At 46.1% G+C, this 24234-nt stretch carries 22 protein-coding genes; 12 read left to right on the plus strand and 10 right to left on the minus strand.

The features are described from left to right. The first annotated feature begins 90 nt into the window (after positions 1 to 90). Positions 91 to 1236, plus strand: a complete 1146-nt coding sequence (locus tag KI743_RS06835; protein ID WP_285465712.1) for a multidrug effflux MFS transporter — start codon at positions 91 to 93, stop codon at positions 1234 to 1236. 104 nt (positions 1237 to 1340) lie between these two features. Further along, a complete protein-coding gene (locus KI743_RS06840) occupies positions 1341 to 1622 on the plus strand; it encodes a hypothetical protein (RefSeq protein ID WP_032552254.1) in 282 nt (93 codons plus the stop codon). 70 nt (positions 1623 to 1692) lie between these two features. On the opposite strand, the gene KI743_RS06845 is transcribed toward KI743_RS06840, so the two are convergent. From KI743_RS06845 to KI743_RS06860, 4 genes are all read right to left on the minus strand, one after another. Continuing rightward, a complete protein-coding gene (locus KI743_RS06845) occupies positions 1693 to 2151 on the minus strand; it encodes a DoxX family protein (RefSeq protein WP_285465693.1) in 459 nt (152 codons plus the stop codon). A 10-nt stretch (positions 2152 to 2161) separates the two neighbouring features. Then, on the minus strand, positions 2162 to 2923 hold the full coding sequence (locus KI743_RS06850) for a DNA-binding domain-containing protein (RefSeq protein WP_285465714.1): 762 nt from the start codon (positions 2921 to 2923) through the stop codon (positions 2162 to 2164). Next, complete coding sequence (locus KI743_RS06855; protein WP_285465694.1) at positions 2917 to 3780, minus strand: DUF692 domain-containing protein; 864 nt, start codon at positions 3778 to 3780, stop codon at positions 2917 to 2919. The genes KI743_RS06850 and KI743_RS06855 overlap by 7 nt, the downstream gene beginning before the upstream one ends. Positions 3781 to 3852: 72 nt before the next feature. Beyond that, positions 3853 to 4113: a DUF2282 domain-containing protein gene (locus tag KI743_RS06860; RefSeq protein ID WP_032552258.1), complete on the minus strand. Its 261-nt coding sequence runs from the start codon at positions 4111 to 4113 to the stop codon at positions 3853 to 3855. Between the two features lie 265 nt (positions 4114 to 4378). Here KI743_RS06860 and uvrD point away from each other — a divergent pair, with 265 nt between their 5' ends. Next, positions 4379 to 6556 (plus strand): DNA helicase II, encoded by a 2178-nt coding sequence (gene uvrD, locus KI743_RS06865; RefSeq protein WP_285465695.1) that lies wholly within the window; start codon positions 4379 to 4381, stop codon positions 6554 to 6556. An 889-nt stretch (positions 6557 to 7445) separates the two neighbouring features. Here uvrD and ggt read toward each other — a convergent pair. From ggt to rarD, 4 genes are all read right to left on the minus strand, one after another. Next, the gene (gene ggt, locus KI743_RS06870) at positions 7446 to 9203 is read right to left on the minus strand and encodes a gamma-glutamyltransferase (protein ID WP_285465696.1); all 1758 of its coding nucleotides are present in this window, start codon (positions 9201 to 9203) and stop codon (positions 7446 to 7448) included. A 91-nt stretch (positions 9204 to 9294) separates the two neighbouring features. After that, a complete protein-coding gene (locus KI743_RS06875) occupies positions 9295 to 9957 on the minus strand; it encodes a LysE family translocator (protein ID WP_032552261.1) in 663 nt (220 codons plus the stop codon). Positions 9958 to 10055: 98 nt separating this feature from the next. Next, positions 10056 to 10850: an AraC family transcriptional regulator gene (locus KI743_RS06880; RefSeq protein WP_285465697.1), complete on the minus strand. Its 795-nt coding sequence runs from the start codon at positions 10848 to 10850 to the stop codon at positions 10056 to 10058. An 85-nt stretch (positions 10851 to 10935) separates the two neighbouring features. Next, positions 10936 to 11844 carry an EamA family transporter RarD gene (gene rarD / locus KI743_RS06885; RefSeq protein ID WP_150895985.1) on the minus strand — a complete coding sequence of 303 codons (909 nt, stop codon included), beginning with the start codon at positions 11842 to 11844 and terminating at the stop codon, positions 10936 to 10938. A 179-nt stretch (positions 11845 to 12023) separates the two neighbouring features. On the opposite strand from rarD, the gene recQ reads away from it, so the two are divergent. The 3 genes from recQ (at position 12024) to KI743_RS06900 (ending at position 15095) form a co-directional block, all read left to right on the plus strand. Continuing rightward, on the plus strand, positions 12024 to 13862 hold the full coding sequence (gene recQ / locus KI743_RS06890) for an ATP-dependent DNA helicase RecQ (RefSeq protein WP_032552264.1): 1839 nt from the start codon (positions 12024 to 12026) through the stop codon (positions 13860 to 13862). A gap of 30 nt (positions 13863 to 13892) precedes the next feature. Next, complete coding sequence (locus KI743_RS06895) at positions 13893 to 14192, plus strand: DUF3630 family protein (RefSeq protein ID WP_150870696.1); 300 nt, start codon at positions 13893 to 13895, stop codon at positions 14190 to 14192. 231 nt (positions 14193 to 14423) lie between these two features. Continuing rightward, positions 14424 to 15095: a 7-cyano-7-deazaguanine/7-aminomethyl-7-deazaguanine transporter gene (locus KI743_RS06900; RefSeq protein WP_032552267.1), complete on the plus strand. Its 672-nt coding sequence runs from the start codon at positions 14424 to 14426 to the stop codon at positions 15093 to 15095. Positions 15096 to 15170: 75 nt separating this feature from the next. Here KI743_RS06900 and gppA read toward each other — a convergent pair whose 3' ends face one another. Continuing rightward, on the minus strand, positions 15171 to 16664 hold the full coding sequence (gene gppA, locus KI743_RS06905; RefSeq protein WP_285465699.1) for a guanosine-5'-triphosphate,3'-diphosphate diphosphatase: 1494 nt from the start codon (positions 16662 to 16664) through the stop codon (positions 15171 to 15173). 6 nt (positions 16665 to 16670) lie between these two features. Further along, positions 16671 to 17981 carry an ATP-dependent RNA helicase RhlB gene (rhlB, locus tag KI743_RS06910; protein ID WP_285465701.1) on the minus strand — a complete coding sequence of 437 codons (1311 nt, stop codon included), beginning with the start codon at positions 17979 to 17981 and terminating at the stop codon, positions 16671 to 16673. Between the two features lie 111 nt (positions 17982 to 18092). On the opposite strand from rhlB, the gene trxA reads away from it, so the two are divergent. The 6 genes from trxA (at position 18093) to fre (ending at position 23925) form a co-directional block, all read left to right on the plus strand. Beyond that, the gene (gene trxA / locus KI743_RS06915; RefSeq protein ID WP_032552270.1) at positions 18093 to 18419 is read left to right on the plus strand and encodes a thioredoxin TrxA; all 327 of its coding nucleotides are present in this window, start codon (positions 18093 to 18095) and stop codon (positions 18417 to 18419) included. Positions 18420 to 18615: 196 nt separating this feature from the next. Further along, positions 18616 to 19875 carry a transcription termination factor Rho gene (gene rho / locus KI743_RS06920; RefSeq protein ID WP_032552271.1) on the plus strand — a complete coding sequence of 420 codons (1260 nt, stop codon included), beginning with the start codon at positions 18616 to 18618 and terminating at the stop codon, positions 19873 to 19875. 113 nt (positions 19876 to 19988) lie between these two features. Further along, complete coding sequence (locus KI743_RS06925; protein WP_285465703.1) at positions 19989 to 20984, plus strand: hypothetical protein; 996 nt, start codon at positions 19989 to 19991, stop codon at positions 20982 to 20984. A gap of 96 nt (positions 20985 to 21080) precedes the next feature. Then, positions 21081 to 22925 (plus strand): 4-hydroxy-3-polyprenylbenzoate decarboxylase, encoded by a 1845-nt coding sequence (gene ubiD, locus KI743_RS06930; RefSeq protein WP_285465705.1) that lies wholly within the window; start codon positions 21081 to 21083, stop codon positions 22923 to 22925. After that, positions 22922 to 23191: a 2Fe-2S iron-sulfur cluster-binding protein gene (locus KI743_RS06935; protein WP_285465708.1), complete on the plus strand. Its 270-nt coding sequence runs from the start codon at positions 22922 to 22924 to the stop codon at positions 23189 to 23191. The genes ubiD and KI743_RS06935 overlap by 4 nt, the downstream gene beginning before the upstream one ends. A 20-nt stretch (positions 23192 to 23211) precedes the next feature. Beyond that, positions 23212 to 23925, plus strand: a complete 714-nt coding sequence (fre, locus tag KI743_RS06940; protein ID WP_150895980.1) for an NAD(P)H-flavin reductase — start codon at positions 23212 to 23214, stop codon at positions 23923 to 23925. The last annotated feature ends 309 nt before the right edge of the window (positions 23926 to 24234 follow it).

Here is a 24234-nt window from a genome sequence, read left to right on the forward strand (position 1 = left end):
TGGTTATGATTCCCATCATCATTTATCAACTAGGAAAGTCGCGTGTCTGTGCATTCATCCCCGAGTAAGTTGCAAGTAGCATTATTGGCAATGCTTGTTCTATTTAGCCCATTGGCAATCGATATCTACTTACCAGCTTTGCCTCAAATCTCAGAGACGTTCCACGTGGAACATGCATTAGCTCAAGACACCATTACCTGGTTCCTATTCGCAATGGGTGTTGGCCAACTGTTTGCTGGCCCCCTTGCGGACAAATTAGGTCGCCGAACTGTTGCCCTTGGCGGTATCAGCATCTATGCAGTGAGCGCTTGCTTGGCGTGGGCCGCTCAGTCTATTGATATGATGTTGATGGCTCGACTGCTTCAAGGATTAGGAGCGTGTGCAACATCCGTTGCTGCGTTCGCAACAGTTCGCGATCTATTTGGTCCTGAAAAAAGTGGCAAGATGATCAGCTACCTAAACGGTGCTATCTGTTTTATTCCAGCGTTAGCGCCTATTTTAGGTAGCTGGCTAACTCAAGAGTTTGGCTGGCGCTCCAACTTCAGCTTTATGGCTGGCTTTGCTGTGATTGTCGGCGCTATTCTGTTCTTCCAGATGAAAGAGACCAATCCAGCGACAGAGAAGGTTGCGGTATTTAAGTTTGAGCGTTACTGGTCAGTACTTAAGACGCCATCGTTTATCTTCCATGCTTCGTTGTGCTTGATGGCAATGGGTGTGATTATTTCATATGTAACTTCGGCGCCTATTATTCTTATTGAAAATTTAGGCCTAGATATGGATGAATTTACTTTCTGGTTTGGTCTCAATGCTGTATTTAATATTACTGCGGCATTCACGGCACCTAAGTTCATGGACCGCTTTGGTACATACAAGACATTGGTAGTTGGTATTCTTCTGTTGGGCTTAGCAGGCGCACTGATGTTGGTACTGGCGAACCAGGCAACAGCATTAGCGTTTATGTTCCCAATTTTCTTATCTTCAGTTGGTTTTGCATGGATTCTTGGTGCATCTGCTGGCAAAGCATTAGAGCCATTTGGTGACCGAGCGGGTACGGCTGCTGCGTTATTAGGCTTGTTCCAGATGAGTGGTTCTGGGTTGTTGGTGGGTACTATGCAACGACTGCAATTGGAACCACAGGTGATGATTGCATTACAGATGTTCCTGATTGTTCCAGCTCTATTTGTACTGTTTGGTAAAGCTGGAAAATCGTGGCATGGCGCCCTTAAGCAGGCGTAAGTCAATTGGATGACAAATTATACAGATGGACAGTTTTTCCATCGTTAAAACATGGTATATTTATCGCTCATTAAAATGTGAGTATCACAACGGATAATACTGTAATGTCATTAACAACCTACGAAATGGCACGCGTCTTAGAACAAATGGAAGACGCTCCTGAAAAGGTCATGTTTGGAAAATTGCTGAACGAGCTTGGTAACCAAAGTGGTGAGCGTATTCGCAGCGCTGCAAAGCAGGTTCCAATTAACACACTACGCGATATTGTGTTCCAATTTCAGAGTGTGATTGAAGACCGTAAAGGTGAGCAAGTTCAACTGTTAGCAAAAGAGATGGTAGAGCAAGGCATTTCTGCAGAAGATCTACAGGCATTTCTGAACAAGTAATGATGTGATGTTACTTGGTAAACAAAAAACCACTCGAATGAGTGGTTTTTTTGATCCTGAGGGGTAATGGTTAGCCTCGGAATTGTCGTTTTAGGATGTGGTCTAGTGAAAACGGACCTGCACCCCATACAATCACAATCAGTATCATCAGCCCCCACAGTTGATGGTCGTAGAAACCTTGGTCCCAAAGCACTGGGTAAGAGACGACTGCAATTACGTTGAAGGCGAATAAGGCAACCGCCATAGGTCGACTTAACAAGCCTAATGCAATAAACACTGGAAGAATCAATTCTGCCGCGGTACCCATATACGCCGCTATTTCCCACGGAATGAGCGGGACTTGATACTCGAGTTCGAACAGAAACAGAGTGCTATCCCAAGTGGCAATCTTGGTTAGTCCGGAATTAAAGAAAACCCAAGCAACCCATAAGCGACAAAACAGCAGTAACGCTGGCACAAACAGGGCCTGGAACTTATCAACGAGGCTATCGTATTGAGCCATCATGTTGGTCACGGTGTTGTTATCCATTTTATTTCTCCTATTCGCCGCTAATAGAAAATCCAGAGATGATATTGAGCGCCAAGACATCGTTAAGATGGGCTAGCAGCGTTGGGTCGATATCAGCGAGCATTTGTTGGGCTTGGAAGGCTTGCAGAAGCTGGAAGACTTCTGACGTCACGATATGAGGCTCCAAGGTATGGTTATTTATTTTCTGTAAGACAGCAAATTCCGGTTGGGCGATATTGAGTCCGTCGAGTTGGTTATTGATGATGGCTTGTTCTAAAGTCAGCACTTGATAATCGAAGTTGAGCAAGACAATGTCTGGAAGCAAGTGAAACACCAACTCAGCATGCTGATGCTCTGGAATTGCAGAGAGGGCAGCCAGTGGATATTGTCCTGTCGCAACGGGCCTTGGTTCGGCACGCATTAGCGCATCTTTGTGCCATTCGTATTGAATCATGTTTGCTAGGTATGGAGCGGCTTCTATAACCGCTGGAAAATGTTTAATGACCTCATTGAAGCCTTCTCCGTACTCTGTGATGTCTCCCGATTGAGGTGGCGTACTAAGCACATGATGACGCGCTAATTGGGCGAAACACTCTTCACCAACCAAGGCTTGGGCAAGAGGATAGGTAGCCGCAAGTACATCACTAACACCAATCACAAAGTTGTTACGATAGATTTGTAGCCTCTGGCTATCTGAGAAGTGATCGCTAACGACCTGACACAGTGAATCATCACCTCGATAACGGAGCGCATCACCAAATGCTTGTTGTATTTCAGCTAAGGAACTCATGATGCTTGGCCTCGTAATGACTCTGCATTTTGATATTGATGCAGTAGGTGGCTGGCTTTTTCAGCTTCATTAAGCAACACCTCAGGCTCTGGGATATCTAGGTCCCATTCGATCAATGTATGCCGCGCGCCGTGTGTCATAAGCCATTGTTTGTAGAGTTGCCACACTTCATCACAAACAGGCTTACTGTGGGTGTCTATCCATATCTCACCATCTTCTAGCTGCTTCTTAGTAAAACCAGCAAGGTGGATCTCGTCCACTGCATCGGCCGGAATTCCCTCGAGGTAGTCATCACAACTGAATTGATGATTGAACGAAGAAACAAAAATATTATTGAAGTCGAGCAGCAATCGGCACTCAGTGCGTTTTTGAACTTCTGCTAGGAATTGCCATTCTGGAATTGTCGAGTGTTTGAATGCCAGATAGCTCGAAGGGTTTTCGATCAGCAGGGGCCTTTGCAGAGCATCCTGAACCTCTAATACATTGCGACAAAAGACATCGAGTGCTTCTTGGGTATAAGGCAATGGCAATAGGTCATTGAAATGATGACCACCGGTTTGGCTCCAACTTAGATGGTCTGATACTAAAAACGGCTGAATGTCGCTAATTAGGCGTTTGAGCTGGAACAAGTGCTCCTGACTGATACGCTCCACAGAACCCAGTGATAAACCTACGCCGTGGCAGCTAATCTCATGGTCTTGTCGAATTGCTCTGAGTTGTTCAGTTGCTTTTGCATGTGGGGAGAAGTAATTCTCACTGTGGATCTCTAACCAGTCGACCTTATTAGAGTTGAGGCCAAAATAATCTAAGTGAGGTGTTCTTAAACCCACGCCTGCTAGCGGGTGTAGAGGATGAGCCACAGGTATTCTCCTTAGGTGGGTGGAACAATCCAGGTGAGCTGATAGGCATGCTCACCTGGTTTATAGCGGGTATTATGAAGATTGAGTGCTACCGCCAGTAAGCTTGCCACAAAGCCCTTTAGGTACGACAACGAATGCATCACTTTGGTTATCTTCTTTTGCTGTACCAGCACATGAGCTTGTTTTAGTCGCACAGTCATTTTGACCAGCTTTAGACACGCCATAACACTTTTCTTTCGCTGCCGCTTCTGCAGGAGCCGAAGTTAGAACAGTACCACCAAACGCTAGTACACTTGTGATTGCAGCAGTTACAGCAAGATTAGAATTTTTCATAGTCATTCCCTCTAGACTTAATTGTTATTTACATTGAGCAGGTTAAGGTTTTGTTAACTTGCTTAGTAAAAAGGATAGGAAGAACTAAGAAATAATTTCAAAAGAACTGAAGATTTATAGAAATAAATGATATATCGATGTGTAAGGTTATGATTATTAATAATTTATTTTTGGATATTTTTTCTTCTTATTCTCCTAAACTGCGCTCTGTGTTTAGGTTATAATCAACTTTTATGTATAAATACCCAGTAGTGAGCAAACCCAAATGATTGATCCTTCGCTTTTACTCGATGGCCTCAACGACAAGCAGCGTGAGGCAGTGGCTGCACCCTTAGAAAACTTGCTGATCTTAGCGGGAGCAGGCAGTGGTAAAACGCGAGTGTTGGTTCACCGTATCGCATGGCTGCAAACTGTAGAGCAGGCGTCGCCGTTTTCTATCATGTCGGTGACTTTTACCAACAAAGCGGCCGCTGAAATGCGTGGTCGTATTGATGAGCTGATGATGGGTAGCTCTTCAGGTATGTGGAACGGCACCTTCCACGGTATTTGTCACCGTGTTTTGCGCGCTCACTACTTAGATGCGAAATTGCCAGAAGACTTTCAGATCATTGATTCCGATGATCAAATTCGTCTATTGCGCCGTCTGATTAAAGCGCAAAATCTCGATGAGAAGCAGTGGCCAGCGAAACAAGCGTCTTGGTGGATCAATGGCAAAAAGGACGAAGGATTACGTCCAAGCCATATTGATACCTACAATGACCCAGTCACTAAGACCTGGCTTAAGATCTACGCTGCGTATCAAGAGGCGTGTGATCGTGCTGGCTTAGTCGATTTTGCTGAGATCTTGCTGCGTTGTCATGAGCTTCTGCGTGATAAAAAGCACATTCGTGAACACTACCAAGCGCGCTTTAAGCATATCTTGGTCGACGAATTTCAAGATACCAACAACATTCAATACGCGTGGCTGCGCATGATGGCTGGTCCTGATTGTCGAGTGATGATCGTAGGTGATGATGACCAATCAATCTACGGCTGGCGTGGCGCTAAAATTGAGAATATCCAAAAGTTTTTAGATGAGTTCCCAGGTGCCTCCACCATTCGTCTGGAGCAGAACTACCGTTCAACCAAGACCATTTTGCAAGCATCGAACGAACTGATCTCGAATAACACTGAGCGTATGGGTAAAGAGCTGTGGACAGACGGCAACGATGGCGAACCTATCTCGGTTTATTCTGCTTACAACGAGCTCGACGAAGCACGCTTTACGGTGAGCAAAATCAAAGAGTGGCAAGACAAGGGTGGAGCATTGAATGATACGGCGATGCTTTATCGTAACAACGCCCAGTCTCGTGTACTCGAAGAAGCTTTGATTCAAGGTGGATTACCTTACCGTATCTACGGCGGCATGCGATTCTTCGAACGTCAGGAGATCAAAGATGCACTGAGCTATCTGCGATTGATGTCTAACCGCAATGATGACGCAGCCTTTGAACGTGTCGTGAATACGCCAACGCGCGGTATGGGTGATAAAACCTTAGAGACCATTCGTTTTGCTGCACGCGATCGTGGCGCGACGATGTGGCAGGCGAGTATCGCACTTCTTGAAGAACAGGTTTTGGCGGGCAGAGCAGCAGGGGCGTTGAGCCGATTTATCGAGCTTATCAACGCACTAGAAGATGACACTCACGAGATGAGCCTGCATGAACAGACTGACCACGTGATTAAGTCGTCTGGCTTGTTTGCTATGTATGAGCAAGAAAAAGGCGAGAAGTCGAAGGCTCGTATTGAGAACTTGGAAGAGCTAGTAACGGCGACCCGTCAATTCGAGAAGCCGGAAGAAGCCGAAGAGATGAGCTTGCTGACGGCATTTTTGACTCATGCCGCGCTAGAAGCGGGTGAGGGTCAGGCCGAAGAGTTTGATGATGCTGTTCAATTGATGACTCTGCACAGTGCTAAAGGTCTTGAGTTCCCGATGGTGTTCATGGTTGGTGTCGAAGAAGGAATGTTCCCGAGCCAGATGTCTGCCGAAGATGCGATGCGCTTGGAAGAGGAGCGTCGTCTCTGCTACGTAGGTATGACACGTGCAATGGAGAAGCTCTACATCACCTACGCAGAAATGCGTCGCCTATATGGCCAAGATAAGTACCACAAGCCATCACGATTTATTCGTGAACTGCCTGAAACTTGTCTTGATGAAGTACGAATGAAAGCACAGGTGAGTCGCCCAGCAAGCAGTGGTCGCTTTGGACAAACCGCAGTTAAAGAGAACTTCAACGAAACTGGTTTTAGCTTAGGTTCGCGTGTTAAACACCCTAAGTTTGGTGAAGGTACCATTATCAACTTTGAGGGCAGTGGTCCACAGAGCCGAGTTCAGGTGGCCTTCAACGGCGAGGGTATCAAATGGCTGGTGACTGCTTACGCTCGTTTAGAGAAGCTAGGTTAAGCGCTAGAAAAGTAGAGTGATTTGAAAAGCTGCCTTCGGGCGGCTTTTTTGTTGAGCGATACTTAATACCAATCGTAGTAAATAATTGCTCATCCTAGCTTGTTAAAATGCTCGATAACTGCGTTATAATTTTTGATTGTAGAATAACTACTTATCGAAAAATTCTGCCTTGTTCTCAAGCCTTTTTCCTGCGCTATTTTTGATCACTTACTTACTGTGATTGGTATAAGTTGAGTGCCCAGAAAGGCGATAAACAGCAGATAAAGAAAAACCCCGAGAGCTTGCGCTCATCGGGGTCTATAGTCTTACTCGCAGCAATCCGGCTACTAAGTGTGCTCCATGCATCTAATCCATGATAGTGTGCTGTTATCCTTCAGCGTATTCCTTTCGTCGCCTTCCTAGCGGTGTCCTTGATCTTATCCTGATCTGCCAACAATCCTCGTTAGCGCGCGTCACTTGTTCCTTGAGCGGTGTCCCTTACATCATCCTGATGTTCAGTCCTTTCCTCGTCCAGAGGTGTCCATTGTCTTTCCTTAGTAGCAACCATCCTAGTTACTATTGCGTCCATTCAATGTCCAATTTCGCTATCCGTGCCGATTATTCATCCTGAGTAATCGAATCTTCATCCTGAAGATAACCAAGTCCTTGGTGTTTTCCTGTTCCGTGTCAGCATCCTTCCGACACCATTCATATTACCGATCCCCAATTTATCAGCAATGGTCGAAACTCAAATTTCTCACAGTAATATTGGTGTCAAAATAGACGTATTGTTTTATTTCAATGGTTTAGATTCTGTTGTTGCTAGTTTTCTTAGTTAAATATCGATATATACTCACTACTTTGTAAGAGATCTCTCACAAGGCAGTGAGTAAAAAGGCGTAATAACCGACTATTTACCTATAGCTGCACCTTCACGGCGAGGGTCGGCAGCCCCCTCTAAGCCATCTTTAGTGATGCGAATAGCATGTAAATCAGAGTTAAGATCGCGAATATTGACCTCAAATCCCATCTTTTCTAGCTCAGGTTTGAAGTTTTCGGCTGAGGTGCCTTTTTCTATATCTAAGGTACCAAAACGATTTAGGAAGTGTGGTTGGTTGATCGCTTGCTGAATATCCATATCCCACTGTGTATGAGCGATGATTGCTTGTGCAACATAACCTATTATGCGGCTGCCACCCGGAGAGCCAATCGCCATGTAAGGCTTGTCATCTTGCATAATGATGGTTGGCGCCATCGAAGAGCGTGGACGCTTGCCCGGTTCTAGGCGGTTAGCAATAGGCTTACCATCGTTATGAGTTTTGAATGAGAAGTCGGTTAATTCATTATTAAGTAGGAAGCCTCTCACCATTAAGCGCGAGCCAAACGCATTCTCAATCGTCGTGGTCATGGACACGACATTGCCATCGCTATCGACGATATTGAAGTGGCTGGTGGAAGGAAGCTCAATCGAGATATCTTGGCTTCTTTGCATCGCGTGATCCCAAGGTGGCGTACCTGATGGCGCGCTTTCTAATGCTTTTCCTGCAGTGATCAGCTGTGCTCGTTCTTTCAAGTAGTCAGTATTTACTAACCCTTGTGTTGGCATTGGCACGTAATCTTGGTCTGCCATGTACATACCACGGTCTGCAAAGGCTAGGCGAGAAGCGTCTGCTAACACTTGCCAAGATTTTTCATCGTTTGGTCCCCAAGATTTGAGATCAAACTGCTCAGTCATTGCTAAGATTTGTCCGACAGTGAGCGCTCCTGAGCTTGGTGGTCCCATGCCACAGATATCGTAGCTCTCATAAGCGGAACATACTGGTTCACGCTGCTTGATAGAGTACGCGTCGAAGTCTTTTTGCGCCAAGACACCGGGATTGCCTTTCGCCGTTTGTACCGTGTTGATGATATCAGCAGAGATCTCACCCTGATAAAACGCTTTGGCACCGTCTTTGGCTATGGCCTCTAGTGTTGCTGCATACTCTGGGTTTTTAAGAAGCGTTCCAGCGGTCTTTGGACTGCTATCGGCATTAAAGAAGTAGGCTTTCGTCGTAGCAAAACGGCTGAGGCGTTGTTGGTCATTGGCAATTAACGTTGCCAAGCGTGGGCTGATAGTAAAACCTTTCTTGGCTAATTGAGCGACGGGCTCTATCAGTGATGCCCACTCTAGCTTGCCGTATTTCTGGTGAGTATCCCATAGTAATTGAACAGTACCCGGTGTACCCACCGATCGGCCACCAACAACGGCATCATAAAATTTAAGCGGCTGTCCATTTTCGTCTTGGAACAGGCGAGGGGTTGCATCCAGTGGCGCGGTCTCACGGCCATCATAGGTCTTGAGCTGTTTGGCTTCATTATCGAAATAGACAAGGAAGGCACCACCACCAATTCCAGACGATTGTGGTTCAACCAAGCCAAGCATTAGCTGCACCGCAACCATGGCGTCTACTGCGTTACCACCACGCGCAAGTACGTCAGCGCCTGCTTGTGTTGCCAATGGGTTGGCTGCTGTGACCATCCAATCGTTGGCTTTGACGAGTTGCTTGGCTTCTAAACCACTACTTTGTTCTGGGGCGACGGAATCGGCAGCTTGATTTGCCCAACTGACGTGAGAGGCAAAAAGTAGGGTAGAAGTGGCGAGGGTTGTTAGTTTTGTTTTCCACTGCATGATCTTCTCCTTTTCATATGCAGAGCTAGATTGGCAGTGGAAATGATATTTAGCCAGTACGTTGTTAACGAATTGTAATCTTGATTCTAATTTAGGCGATCAATGATGAAGCCGATTGCCATAAGATACTTAAACCTATCATGCTGAATAGCGCGCCACACAAACCGTCAATGTAAACTGTCGCTTCATGCAGCTTTTTCTGAAGTGCTTTGGTTGAAAGCATCCAAGCCAATAGTGAGAACCAAAATAGCGACAGACCAAACAAGATAAGTAGCGCAAAGCCTTTGCCCGACAGAGACATATCTGCAGGAACTAAGCTCGACATCAAGCTGATAAAAAACACTAACGCCTTTGGATTGAGGATGTTAGTGGCAAAGCCTTTAGAGAATGCTTCACGTTTGTTGGTTAGAATAAGATCTTTCGAGTTGAGCGCTTGATTGTCGTCATCATGACTTTGAATCGTTGCCCATGTTGCTTTGAGAGCACCATAGCCCAAGTAAAGTAAGTAGCTACCACCGGCTAACTGGATAATCGCAAATAGAGTTGGTTGCTGGTGGACCAGGTAGCTGATGCCCGTCAAGCTCAGTAATGAGTGAAGTAAAATCCCACACGACAAACCTAGCGCGATGTACAAGCCTGTCTGCCTACCGTGACGTGTGGCATTTTGGACCACAAGCGCAAAATCAGGACCGGGGCTCATTAAAGCAATAAAGTGGATAGAGGCTAGGGTGATAAGGATGGTGATTTCGTTCATTGTCTAATCTCGATAACGCTTAGCTAGATTCTAACTGTTGTTGGTATATGGGGTAGCTTACCTAGATCTCACACAGAGCAATTGTAAATAATCAACACTCAGTTGATTTGTGAAGGCGGGACACCAAAGGTTGTCTTGAACGCCTTTGAGAAATGCGCTTGATCGTAGAAACCAACTTGATGCGCCACGTCAGTACCACACACACCTGATTTGATGAGCCTCATGCTCTGCTCCATACGCAAACGACTTAGCCAAGCATAAGGTGTAATGCCCATTTTGTTCTTAAAGTGGCGCTGGAACTGCGTGGTTGATAAGTCACATAGTTCAGAGAGCTGCTCTAAACGTACTGGCTGGTCTAGGTTTGCCATTAAATACTCTTTCAGTGTTTCGATAGATTGATTACCTAGTTGAGTCTCGGTTTTGGATCCAAACTTGGCGTAACGATCCACAATCATCGAAAATCCTTCAAAAGGGAGGCAGTCTTGGGCGAGTTGGCTGATATTTTGATTGATGAGCAAGCCATGCGAGTTGCGTAGTTGTGAAAAAGCGGCGTGATCAGAAAGGATCAGCTCCGAAAAGCTCAATGTGTGACCGTTTTGGTCGGGATCCGCAAGATCTTGAAACCATTGAGGAGATACTGAGAACACGCTTACCTGATAGCCTGAATCTAGTTTTGAGTGACCATCATGCAGCTCATCTGGTGGCATGATTACTACCTGACCCGCTCCCACATGATGGCTAGTACCCTTATAGATGAATTTTTGCTGTCCTTGGGTAATCAAACCAATGTGAAAGTCCAAATGATAGTGGCGCTGAAAGGCAAACTCTTGGTATTGAGCTTGGATCAGACTGATATCTTCAGTGGGTGTTGAGTAGTAGTGGACTTTATCCATGGTATAAGAAAGCTTGGTTAAATTATCATCAATTCAACCAAGCTTATCTCTGTATTTCTAAATTGTCTTGTAAAAAACGATCACATCACTGTTGAGTGCGTTTGCTTTTTTTGTTGTGGCGCAGTCCATCAAAGCTGAAGATCACCAGTGCGCCCCAAATAAAGGCAAAGGTGATGGCTTTATCTGTCGTAAACGCTTCGCCATATATGAGAACCGCTAATAAGAACATCAAGCTTGGGCCTATGTACTGGAAAAAGCCGAGTGTCGATAGCTTGAGTCGTGTTGCAGCGCCAGTAAAACACAGCAGAGGTAAGGTTGTAACGATACCAGCAGCGATCAGCAGCAGGTTGAGCGTCATTGGGTTCGCCGCTAAGTCCGATGTTGCGCTATCCGCGATAAACAGCAGGTAGATGGCCGCAGCAGGTAGCATCACTAAGGTTTCAATAAATAGGCCGGTCTGTGCTTCGAGGCTGACCTTCTTTCTTAACAAGCCATAGAAGCCGAATGAGAAGGCGAGAGCAATCGCCACCACAGGGATAGAACCGAACGCGACAATCTGAATCAAGACACCAATCGCGGCTAAGCCAACCGCAAACCACTGCAGCTTTCTGAGACGCTCGCCCAAAAAGATCATACCAAGTACCACATTAATTAACGGGTTTATGTAATACCCTAGACTGGCGTCGAGCATGTGGTTGGCGTTGACCGCCCAGATGAAGATTAACCAGTTGGCACCAACCAATAGAGAGGTAGCAACCAAATAAGTCATTTTTGGCTTGGAGGTCAGTGTGTCGCGAACATTTCGCCAGCTGCGGCCAAGGTGTAGTAGAAAAGCGAGTAAGAAAAAAGACCAAACTACACGGTGACTCAGGATCTCTAACGGAGAAACCTCACTTAACGATTTGAAATATATAGGCGCAATGCCCCACATCGTATACGCACCAATCGCAAGCAAAATACCTTGGCGTGTACGCTGTTGTTGTTCTGGTGTCATGAATTATCTCTGGCACAGAGTGCTTATGAATAAGATTTATAAAGAGAGTTGGTCAGTATAGGAGCGTTAGACCGTTTCACCTAATAATTTGCGGTTTTATTCACCACCATTCCCCTCTACAATGTGTCGCCTCGCTTTACTGCTGAGCGAGCTTATTTAACCCGCGATTAGGATACCCAATGACCGCTACTTTGATTGCAGAACAAACCACCAATACCACCATCAGCGCTCAAAGCGTGCTTGAGGAGGTGTTCGGCTATCAAGAGTTCAGAGATGGTCAGCAAGAGGTGATCGATATGGCGGTGTCCGGGCAAGATAGCCTGGTGATCATGCCAACTGGTGGTGGTAAGTCGCTCTGTTATCAGATTCCCGCGTTAGTGCGTGAGGGGCTCACATTAGTTATCTCGCCACTAATTTCGCTCATGAAAGATCAAGTGGACCAACTCAAGGCCAATGGTGTGGCGGCAGAGTGTATTAACTCTTCAATGCCACGTGAAGAGCTCATTTCAGTCTTCAATCGCATGAACTCAGGCCAATTAAAGATGGTTTACGTCTCACCTGAGCGTGTATTGATGCGTGATTTCATTGAACGCCTGCAAGGCTTGCCGCTGTCGATGATCGCAGTGGATGAAGCACACTGTATCTCGCAGTGGGGTCATGACTTCCGTCCCGAATACGCATCACTTGGTCAGCTTAAGCAGTATTTTCCTCATGTCCCTTATATGGCATTGACGGCAACCGCGGACGATGCGACGCGTAAAGACATTATTCAGCGCTTGCAGCTGGTGGATCCTCACACCTACTTAGGCAGCTTTGACCGCCCTAATATCCGCTATAACCTGGTAGAGAAGCACAAACCGGTTTCTCAAGTGGTGCGCTACCTAGAAACCCAGCGCGGTAATTGTGGCATCATCTATTGTGGTAGCCGCAAGAAGGTAGAGATGGTCACCGAGAAGCTGTGTAACAACGGCATTCGCGCTGCGGGTTATCACGCTGGTATGGATACAGATGAACGCGCTTATGTACAAGAAGCGTTTCAGCGTGATGATATTCAGATAGTCGTAGCGACCGTGGCGTTTGGTATGGGCATCAACAAACCTAACGTGCGTTTCGTGGTGCACTTCGACATCCCAAGAAACATCGAATCTTACTACCAAGAGACAGGTCGAGCAGGGCGTGATGGTCTGCCTGCCGAAGCGATGATGTTGTACGACCCAGCAGATATGGGTTGGCTACGCCGTATGTTGGATGAGAAAGATGATGGGCCACAAAAGCAGGTAGAGACTCATAAGCTCAATGCGATGAGTGCTTTCGCTGAGGCTCAGACCTGTCGTCGTCAGGTACTGCTTAACTACTTTGGTGAGTATCGTGAAAAGCCATGTGGCAACTGCGATATCTGCCTTGATCCACCCAAGCACTTTGATGCTACAGAAGAGGCGCAAAAAGCCCTTTCATGCGTGTATCGAGTAAACCAATCTTTTGGTATGGGTTATGTGGTTGAAGTGATGCGCGGTATGCAGAACATCCGTGTACGAGACAATGGGCATGACAAGCTTTCTACCTATGGTATTGGTCGTGACCACAGCCATGACTACTGGATCAGTATTTTCCGTCAGTTAATTCATAAAGGGTTGTTGTTCCAAAACATTACCCGTAATTCTACGTTGCAGCTGACTGAAGAAGCGCGCCCGCTGCTACGCGGAGAAATGACGCTAGAATTGGCAGTGCCACGTCTGGATACTGCTGCACGCAGTGCGAAGTCGGATAAACTCAGCAGCAAGAACTACGATAAGAAGCTGTTTGCTAAGCTACGCAAGCTACGCAAGTCGATTGCCGATGAAGATGGCTTGCCGCCTTACGTTGTCTTTAGTGATGCCACACTGATCGACATGGCGGAAATTTTGCCAACCTCTTACGGTGAGATGCTTGCAGTGAACGGTGTTGGCCAGCGTAAACTCGATAAATATGCTGATCCGTTCCTTGATTTGATTCAAGAACACATTACCAACCACGGTTAACGTCCCGAAAATTATAAATAGAGAAGTAAAATGGAATTTGGACTGAGAGAATATCTTGCTGAAGAAGGGCGACTGCTTATTACCACGCCAAGCTTTGACTTTGACACTTTTCCTGAGTTAGGAGAGAAGCTAATTGCGCTGCTTTCTGCCAGTGTGATTGAAAAGCAGTGGGATGCGGATATGCACTCTTGGCTGGTGGATTTTGAAGGGTGTCAGTTGTTTCTTAAGTCTGAACATTACAGCGAGTCAGTCTGGTTTGAGTCTCTAAGCCCAGAAGCAAGTCGAGAAGAATTCGATTATCTGGCTTCTCTGTTTAAACGCGGCTTCTAATTTTACTCCCGCGGAATCACTACTGAAATGAAGAAATGTTAGGGATAAACGTTTGCGTTTATTCCTCTCATTGCAGTCAAAATTGATTAATGTATAATCGCCCGCCGCTCAATAGAGCAAAGTTAAACAGATTTTTTATTCACATTATTGGTAAGAGCCTTGTTCATGATAAATGAATAAGTCACTCGATTTGGGTTCCCTCACCCCCAAACCAAACTAAAAAGGTACCGCATGAGTAACTTTACGCCTGCGCAACAGCGCAAAGCTCTAGCCCTGCTAGTTCTATTCCACCTGATCATTATTGCATCAAGTAACTACCTTGTTCAGCTGCCTTTTACCATCTTCGGTATGCATACCACATGGGGCGCGTTCACTTTCCCGTTTATTTTCCTAGCGACCGACCTGACCGTACGTATTTTCGGTGCTCAGTTAGCGCGTAAAATCATCTTCTTGGTGATGTTGCCTGCACTAGCGGTGTCGTACTTCTTATCGGTTGTGTTCTTTGAAGGCCAGTTCCAAGGCTTTGCACAGCTTGGCGAGTTTAACTTGTTTGTTGCTCGTATCGCAGCAGCAAGCTTTATGGCGTACCTGTTAGGTCAGATTCTTGATGTGCACGTATTTAACCGTCTGCGCCAACTGAAACAGTGGTGGATTGCACCGACATGTTCAACCTTATTCGGTAACGCAATTGATACCATCGCTTTCTTTGCGATTGCTTTCTACCAAAGCCCAGATCCATTTATGGCTGAACATTGGACCGAGATTGCTCTGGTGGACTATGGCTTTAAGTTGGTGATCAGCTTAGGTCTGTTCGTACCGATGTACGGCGTACTACTGAATTATATCGTGAAGAAATTGACGGCGGTTAACCCTAGCTTTAAAGCTACCGGTGTAAACGCTTAGGTGAAGCGATGAATTGAGATAAATAAAAGGCCCTCTTATGTGAGGGCCTTTTTAGTATAAATCGCAATTAAGCCGTTATGACTCAGCGATGGCCAGTGGCCAACCAATGTCGGTTTGACGGTTGGCCTCAATCTCTAGCTCGGCTGCGGTAAGCGGATTACTCGCAAGCCACTGCTTATCGATGGTCACTGTTAAGTTGTCGCCATCGGCAGCAAGCGTCACTTTTGGCTCTAGTTCTGGGTTACGACGGTGAGTTAACAGAATAGCCAGTCTCAACAAGCGCAGTACACGCTTAGCGCTGGTGCCTGAAATTGCATGTTGTTCTGGCAGTGATGTTAACTGCTCACGGTAACGACGACTTAGCTCACCAAGGAAGTGCTTCTGTGCACGAGTAAAGCCTGGTAAATCGAGATGCTGAAGTAAGTAAGCACTATGCTCACCACCCTTTTTAAAGTCGATAGTGAGGCCAATCTCGTGTAGTTTGGCTGCGGTTTGTAGCATGACGAGAGCTTGAGGCTCTGCAATCCATTCACTGCTGCCAGCCTGTTGGTATAGAGACTCAGCCAACTGAGAAACTTGTTCAGCGTACTGAGTATCCATCTGGTAGCGAGACTGAACACTCGCAATCGTGCGTGCACGAATGTCATCTTGGCGCAGCTCATCAACCATCTCATACGCTAGGCCTTCGCGCAGTGCGCCACCGGCCAGTGTCATTGAGTCGATCTCAAGCAGTTCAAAGATTGCAATCAGAATAGAAAGGCCACTTGGGAATACCAAAGCGCGCTCTAGAGTTAGACCTTCAATCTCTAGCTCTTCTAAACGTTCTGCGATCATCGCTTGCTTTTGCAGACGCTTAAGCTTGGCATGAGTGATAACCTCATCCATACCTTGCGCCAGCATGATTTCTTGTAGAGCTTGTACTGTGCCGCTCGCGCCTACACACACATCCCAACCTAGCTTGGTGTAGCTCTCTAGGATTGGCTCTAGTGTCGCTTTAGCAGCATCAATTGCGTGCTCGAAGTTGCTTGCCGTCAGTTGGCGATCTTTAAAGTGGCGCTCAAGCCATGTCACGCAGCCCATTTTAAGGCTAGTCAGTGCTTTGGCAGAGAAACCTTCACCGATGATCATCTCGGTGCTCGCGCCACCAATATCGACCACTAAACGACGACCGCTACCACCGGAGGTGTGCGCTACGCCTTTATAGATGGTCGCAGCTTCTTCTTCACCAGAGATAACATTAATGTCGTGACCAAGGATCTGGTTCGCTTTCTCTAAGAAAATTTCCACGTTGGTTGCGGTACGAAGAGTAGCAGTACCCACAATACGGATGTTCTCAGTAGGAATATCTTGAAGTCGCTCAGCAAAGAGACTCAAACAATCCCAACCTCGCTGCATAGCCTCTAAGCTAAGAGCATTATTTTCATCTAAGCCGGCAGCTAAACGAACTTTGCGCTTAATCTTGGCCATGGTTTGGACGCTGCCATCGATATGACGCACAACGAGCATATGAAAACTGTTCGACCCGAGGTCGATAGCAGCGTATAGCGGGGGTGACACTGTTTGAGTCATAGGCGTTTAAGCTTCCTTGTTATGACGCGGCTGGCGTGGACGACGGTTTTGGTTCGGCTTACGGTTGCCGTTACGAGAACCACCGTTGTTTGAGCGGCGCTGTTGCGGGTTACGCGTGCGCAGGCGCAATGGTGCTGGCAGATCTTCAATAAGTGCCGAAGCATCGTAGTCAGATACTGGGATTGCGTGCTCAATGTACTCTTCGATTGTTGGAAGGTTAATTGCGTAATCTTCACAAGCGAAGCTGATTGAGTGACCACTTGCACCAGCACGGCCAGTACGGCCGATACGGTGAACGTAATCTTCACAATCGTCAGGTAGATCGAAGTTGAATACGTGAGTTACTTGAGGAATATGTAGGCCACGTGCCGCAACGTCGGTTGCAACCAATAGGTCAACTTCACCCTTAGTGAATTGCTCAAGGATTTTTTCACGTTTCTTCTGAGGTACATCACCCGTTAGTAGGCCAACACGGTGACCGTCAGCTGCTAGGTGGCCCCATACAGACTCACACTTGTGCTTAGTATTGGCAAAGATGATTGCACGCTCAGGCCACTCTTCTTCGATCAGAGTTTGCAGTAGTGCCATCTTGTGTTCGTTTGATGGGTAGAACAGCTCTTCTTTGATACGGTGACCAGTTTTACGCTCAGGCTCAACCACAACATGCTCAGGATTGTGCATGTGCTCGAACGCCAACTCTTGTACGCGGTAAGACAGCGTCGCAGAGAACAGCATGTTCAAACGCTCTTTTGGCTCAGGCATACGACGGAACAAGAAACGGATGTCTTTAATGAAACCAAGGTCGAACATGCGGTCCGCTTCATCCAGAACAACGGCTTGGATGTGGTTCAGGTTAAATACCTTTTGCTTGTAGAAGTCGATGATACGGCCAGTAGTACCGATCAGAACGTCTACACCGTCTTCTAGCTTAGCTAACTGCTTATCGTAGCTCTCGCCACCGTAGGCAAGTGCCGCTTTAATACCAGTACTCGCGATAAGAGGCTCAGCATCGTTAAAGATCTGAATCGCTAGCTCGCGCGTCGGAGCCATAATAATCGCACGAGGCTGATTTGGCTTACGACCTTCGTGTTCAGGTGTATTTAGCAGGTGGTTAAAGGTAGCAGTAAGAAACGCGAGCGTTTTACCAGTGCCCGTTTGGGCCTGGCCTGCGATGTCTTGGCCGGTGAGCAGTACCGGCAGCGCCAAGGCTTGAATCGGGGTACAATATTCGAACCCTTTTTTCTCCAATCCTTTAATGACTTGGGCGTTTAAATCCAAATCGGCGAACTTTTGCTCTGTGATATGCGTCTTTTTCATAGCTATAGAATATCAGCTTAAGCTTGCAATACGAAAGTAAATACATTCCAATAGGGCATCTATTTACTGGTTATCATCCAACCAGTTCTAAAAAACACATTGGAGTGGAAGATGAGTGATAAGATTTTGCAGCTTACTGATGAAGGTTTTGATAACGACGTAATCAACGCTGCAGGCCCGGTTCTTGTTGATTTTTGGGCGGAATGGTGTGGTCCATGTAAAATGATTGCGCCGATTCTTGATGAAATCGCCGACGAGTACGAAGGCAAGCTCACTATCGGTAAACTGAATATCGACCAAAACGCGGGTACACCACCTAAGTTTGGTATCCGTGGTATTCCAACGCTACTTCTTTTCAAAGATGGTGGCGTAGCAGCAACTAAAGTTGGTGCTCTGTCTAAAACTCAACTGAAAGAGTTCCTAGACGCGAACCTATAATAGGCAAGCAATAAAAAGAAACCGTGCAGTTAACAAATGCACGGTTTTGTTTTTTCTAAGCTATAGACTAGGCTTAGTTTTAGTGATAATTTATCGCACGTTAATTGAACAAATTTCTCTTCTTGGTCGATCCTGTGACCGAATCCCTCTTAACTAGAAAACAGATCTTATTTTGACTAAACAAGCATCCACCACAATGAATCTTACAGAACTGAAGAACAGACCTGTATCTGAACTTGTTAAACTTGGCGAAAGCCTAGGCCTAGAAAACCTAGCTCGTCTAAGAAAACAGGACATTATCTTCTCCATCCTTAAAGCACATGCAAAAAGTGGTGAAGACATCTTCGGTGATGGTGTTCTAGAAATTCTGCAAGACGGTTTTGGTTTCCTACGTAGCGCAGACAGCTCATACCTAGCTGGTCCTGATGACATTTACGTATCGCCAAGTCAGATTCGTCGTTTCAACCTACGTACTGGTGACTCAATTGCCGGAAAGATTCGCCCACCTAAAGATGGCGAACGTTACTTTGCACTGCTTAAAGTAAACACGGTAAACCACGACAAACCAGATAACGCTCGTAACAAAATCCTATTTGAAAACCTTACCCCTCTACACGCTAACGAGCGTATGGTTATGGAGCGCGGTAACGGTTCTACTGAAGACATCACAGCACGTGTACTTGACCTTGCATCACCAATTGGTAAAGGTCAGCGTGGTCTGATTGTTGCTCCGCCTAAAGCGGGTAAGACAATGTTGCTTCAGAACATTGCACAAAGCATTGCTCACAACCACCCAGAGTGTGAGCTAATGGTACTTCTTATCGATGAGCGTCCAGAAGAAGTAACCGAGATGCAACGCCTAGTTAAAGGTGAAGTAGTTGCATCGACTTTCGATGAGCCAGCATCTCGCCACGTACAAGTTGCAGAAATGGTTATCGAGAAAGCGAAACGTCTTGTTGAACACAAGAAAGACGTGGTTATCCTACTTGACTCTATTACTCGTCTAGCACGTGCATACAACACCGTAGTACCTTCATCAGGTAAAGTACTGACTGGTGGTGTGGATGCGAACGCACTACACCGTCCTAAGCGTTTCTTCGGTGCTGCACGTAACGTAGAAGAGGGTGGTAGCTTAACTATCCTAGCAACTGCACTGGTTGATACCGGCTCTAAGATGGACGAAGTTATCTACGAAGAGTTCAAGGGTACAGGTAACATGGAAATCCACTTGAACCGTAAGATCGCTGAGAAGCGTGTCTTCCCTGCAATCGACTTCAACCGCTCTGGTACTCGTCGTGAAGAACTACTGACGAAGAACGATGAGCTGCAGAAGATGTGGATCCTACGTAAGATTGTTCACCCAATGGGCGAAATCGATGCAATGGAATTCCTAATCGACAAGCTAGCGATGACGAAGACTAACGATGAGTTCTTCGACGCAATGCGTCGTCAATAAGTTAGATATCGCTATCTAGAACGACTATGAAGCGCTGCCACTGGTAGCGCTTTTTATTTGCATTTTTGGCGAGTAGCTTGCAGAATAACCAAAAGTGTTACAAGGAAGTTAAAATGCAACATGGACTGTTGTCGTCAATACTCCTGTCTATTTCACTGTTATTTACACCTGTCAGCGTATCGTTCGCGACAGAGATGTCTCCTCAAACAGTCGAAACATGGCTGGAGAATGACCAAGTAAAACAAAAGACCTCAGAGTTTCTAGAGTTAGTGATGCGCGATGAAGTGAACTCATTGCGCTTTGCCCTTGAGCGTCTTACCTTTCCCCAGCAGGAAGTCGCGCGCTACCAACTGCTCAAAAAGATAGAGCAGCAACAGATTGTGCTGACACCGAAAATGTCGATCTTCATCGAGCAACAATTAGCGATCACGCCAACCTATCAAGTATTAGAGCGTGGTGATGGCTACGAATTTACGGTTCCTGCATTTAACTACCCATCTATTGCCAATCGTCTTATCAAACAGTTCCGCGAAGACCAAAATACCCTGGTATTTGTATTAAATGCTGAAAAGAAAGATCTCGACTTAAAGTCGTGGCTAACAGGAGCGGAGCATCAGGTTCAAACGCGAGAAGCATTGTTAGTTCGTGAGCTCGATAGTTTGTCTCCAGAGGCGGTTGATTACCTAGCTAAACAGTTAACCGAGTCGCCAATCGTGAGTTGGTTACCATCAACAGAAGTGGTGGTACGCTTGGCACAAGTCAGCGAAGACCCTGAGGTCTACCAAATCCTGTGGAAGATGAAAGCCGACTATCATAGTCAAGCAGAGCTAGTACGTTTGGCTGAAAGCAAAGAACCTTTCGCATTAGAGCAGGTGATGGCAGCAACTAAGAACCCACGCCTAAAAGAAGAAGCGATCACCTTACTCACAAGAGTGAACCCACTTTCGGAAGAGGTAAAAGCATTTCTAGTCTCTCGCATGGCGATAGCAGACGACGCTTCGTTGGTCGCACGTGAGTTAGCTAAACAAGGTCACACGGGGTGGCTACAAGACTTAGTTAACGATAACCCACAAGTGAAAAGCTCTGTAATCCAGCAAGTGCTACCGTAACTGGGTTTTACCTCGCAATAACCTTACTAAAAAGGGGGATCTCAGGATGCCCCTTTTTGTTATACTGCTTGCAGATTAATCAGCATTAGAAGCCCTATGAGTTATAAGGATTTACGCGACTTTATTGATCACCTAGAAGGGATTGGTCAGCTAAAGCGCATTTCTCACCCTGTCGACCCCGATTATGAAATGACAGAGATCAGCGATCGTACATTACGTGCTGGTGGTCCTGCATTGCTATTTGAAAACCCAATTGGCTATAACATGCCTGTGTTGACCAACTTATTTGGTACGCCGGAGCGTGTCGCTATCGGTATGGGGCGTCAGGACGTTAAAGAGTTACGCGAAGTCGGTAAGCTACTGGCTTATCTTAAAGAGCCAGAGCCGCCAAAAGGCTTTAAAGATGCGATAGAAAAAATCCCAGTCTTTAAGCAAGTCCTAAACATGCCAGCCAAGCGCCTTCGTAAAGCGCCGTGCCAAGAGATTGTGTGGCAGGGTGATGAGGTTGACCTTGATAAAGTGCCTGTAATGAGCTGCTGGGCAGATGACGTTGCGCCTCTATTAACTTGGGGTTTAACCGTTACTCGTGGGCCAAACAAGAAACGCCAAAACTTGGGTATCTATCGTCAACAGAAGATAGGTAAGAACAAGATTATCATGCGTTGGTTAGCGCATCGCGGTGGAGCACTCGATCTTCGAGACTGGATGGAGACAAATCCAGGTAAGCCATTCCCAGTATCAGTTGCTTTTGGTGCTGATCCTGCCACCATACTAGGAGCTGTAACACCAGTGCCAGATACGCTCTCTGAGTACGCGTTTGCTGGTCTGCTGCGTGGTAGCAAAACGGAAGTGGTTAAATCGATTAGCAATAATCTAGAAGTGCCAGCCAGCGCAGAGATTGTGATGGAAGGCTATATCGACCCGAACGAGTTTGCTGATGAAGGTCCATACGGTGACCATACGGGTTACTACAATGAGAAAGAGAAACACCATGTGTTTACCATTACTCATATCACGATGCGTAAAGACCCTATTTATCACAGCACCTACACAGGCCGTCCGCCAGATGAGCCTGCAGTATTAGGTGTTGCGCTGAACGAAGTGTTCGTGCCAATTCTGCAAAAGCAGTTCCCTGAAATTGAGGATTTCTACCTACCGCCTGAAGGGTGTTCATACCGAATGGCAGTAGTGACCATGAAGAAACAGTACCCGGGTCATGCAAAGCGCGTGATGATGGGGGTATGGTCTTTCTTACGTCAGTTCATGTACACCAAGTTTGTACTGGTATGCGATGAGAGTGTTAATGCACGTGATTGGTCTGAAGTCACTGCAGCGATGGCGGAACATATGAGCCCTAAGCGTGACACATTGATGATAGAAAGCACGCCTATTGATTCTCTCGACTTTGCATCTCCAGTTGTTGGCTTAGGTTCTAAGATGGGGCTGGATATCACCAAGAAGTGGGATGCTGAGCTTGAACTGTCTCCTGAAGCTTCTGCAGTAAGTGAAGACAAGCCGGTATGCGAGCAAGCGCTAAAACAGATCAAGCAAGCTCATCCAGAAATCATCGATATCCATCTGCAAAATAAAAATAGCAGTATGGTCGTGGTTTCGATTGAGAAGGCGAAGGCGCATCATGCAAAAGAGGTTATGGAAACCATCTGGCAGCAGTTTGCTGATAACAAGTTCGTGATTGTGTGTGATGGCGACGTTAATGTTCGTGATTGGAACGATATTATCTGGGCGATCACCACGCGAATGGATCCGGCGCGCGATACGATTTATGAATCACAACCATCTTCACTGTCTCGTATGGGATTGGATGCGACGAATAAGATTCAAGGTCAAGAGTGTCGACGCGAGTGGGGCACACCCATTACAAAAGATCCAAAGATTGTCGAAAAAGTTGATAGTATCTGGGAACAACTAGGAATCTTATGAGCTACCAAGTAGTCTTGTATCCAGAAAATATCACCTTCGATATAGAAAAAGGGCAAACGGTGTTGGATGCTGCGCTCAACAGCAACATTAACTTCCCCAACCGTTGCCAAATAGGTGCTTGTGCGATGTGCATGTGCAAAAAACTAGAAGGGCAAGTCAGTTATCACCTTGAGCCAATGCTTACAGAGAAAGAGCAGCAACAAGGGTGGATATTCGCTTGCCAAGCAATAGCAGAAAGTAATTTAGTCCTGACCTTTGCTGATTAAAGGTCTGTGAGAGGAATAGCATGACAATTAAATGTAAAGTGAAGTCTATCGAGCCATTGGCGTGTAACACGTACCAAATTCTACTTCACCCAGAAACACCAGTAGCATTTAAAGCTGGTCAATACCTTATGGTAGAGATGGGCGAGAAAGATAAGCGCCCATTCTCAATTGCGAGCAGCCCTTGTCGTCACGAAGGTGAACTAGAGCTACATATCGGTGCTGCAGAACATAACGCTTACGCACTCGAAGTAGTAGAAGCTATGCAAAAAGCGCTAGCAGAAGATGGAGATATCGCTATTGATGCGCCTCACGGTGACGCTTGGGTAAAAGAAGAGAGCGATCGTCCACTATTGCTAGTAGCTGGTGGTACGGGTTTCAGTTACGTACGTTCTATTCTTGATCACTGTATCGCCCAGAATAGTCAAAAAGAGATTCACCTATACTGGGGTGCTAAAGATGAGCGCCAGCTTTACGCGAAAGCAGAGTTAACTGAGATTGCAGAAAAGCACAGCAATGTTCATTTTGTGCCAGTAGTAGAAGACGCACCAGCAGCATGGAGCGGTCAAACAGGGAATGTGCTAGAAGCAATCAACCATAACTTTGAGTCTTTAGCTGATTACGACATCTATATTGCAGGTCGTTTTGAAATGGCTGGCGCTGCAAGAGAGCAATTTACTGAGAAAAAAGATGCGAAGCGCGAGCATATGTATGCTGATGCCTACGCATTTATCTAACTAAAAGCGTATTAATTCGTTCAAAAAGAGAGCAGAAATGCTCTCTTTTTTTGGTTTTGATGAACTATTAGGCAGTTAACCCCTATTTATTCAATTTTTATGAAAAAGTAGTTGCCAAGTTTCAGAGTCTCTCTATAATGCCGCCTCACTGACACGGCAGACGCCACAAGGCTTCAGCAGTAATCAGTAAGACGAAAATTCGAAAGAAATTAATTTTCAAAAAGTGTTTGACACTGAATGTTAATTCGCTAGAATGGCCGTCCACTTTGAGAGGTAAGTCTCAAAAAAGTAAAGCTCTTTAACAATTTA

The organism is Vibrio sp. D420a (assembly GCF_030248625.1).
Classification (GTDB): Bacteria; Pseudomonadota; Gammaproteobacteria; order Enterobacterales; family Vibrionaceae; genus Vibrio; species Vibrio fortis_A.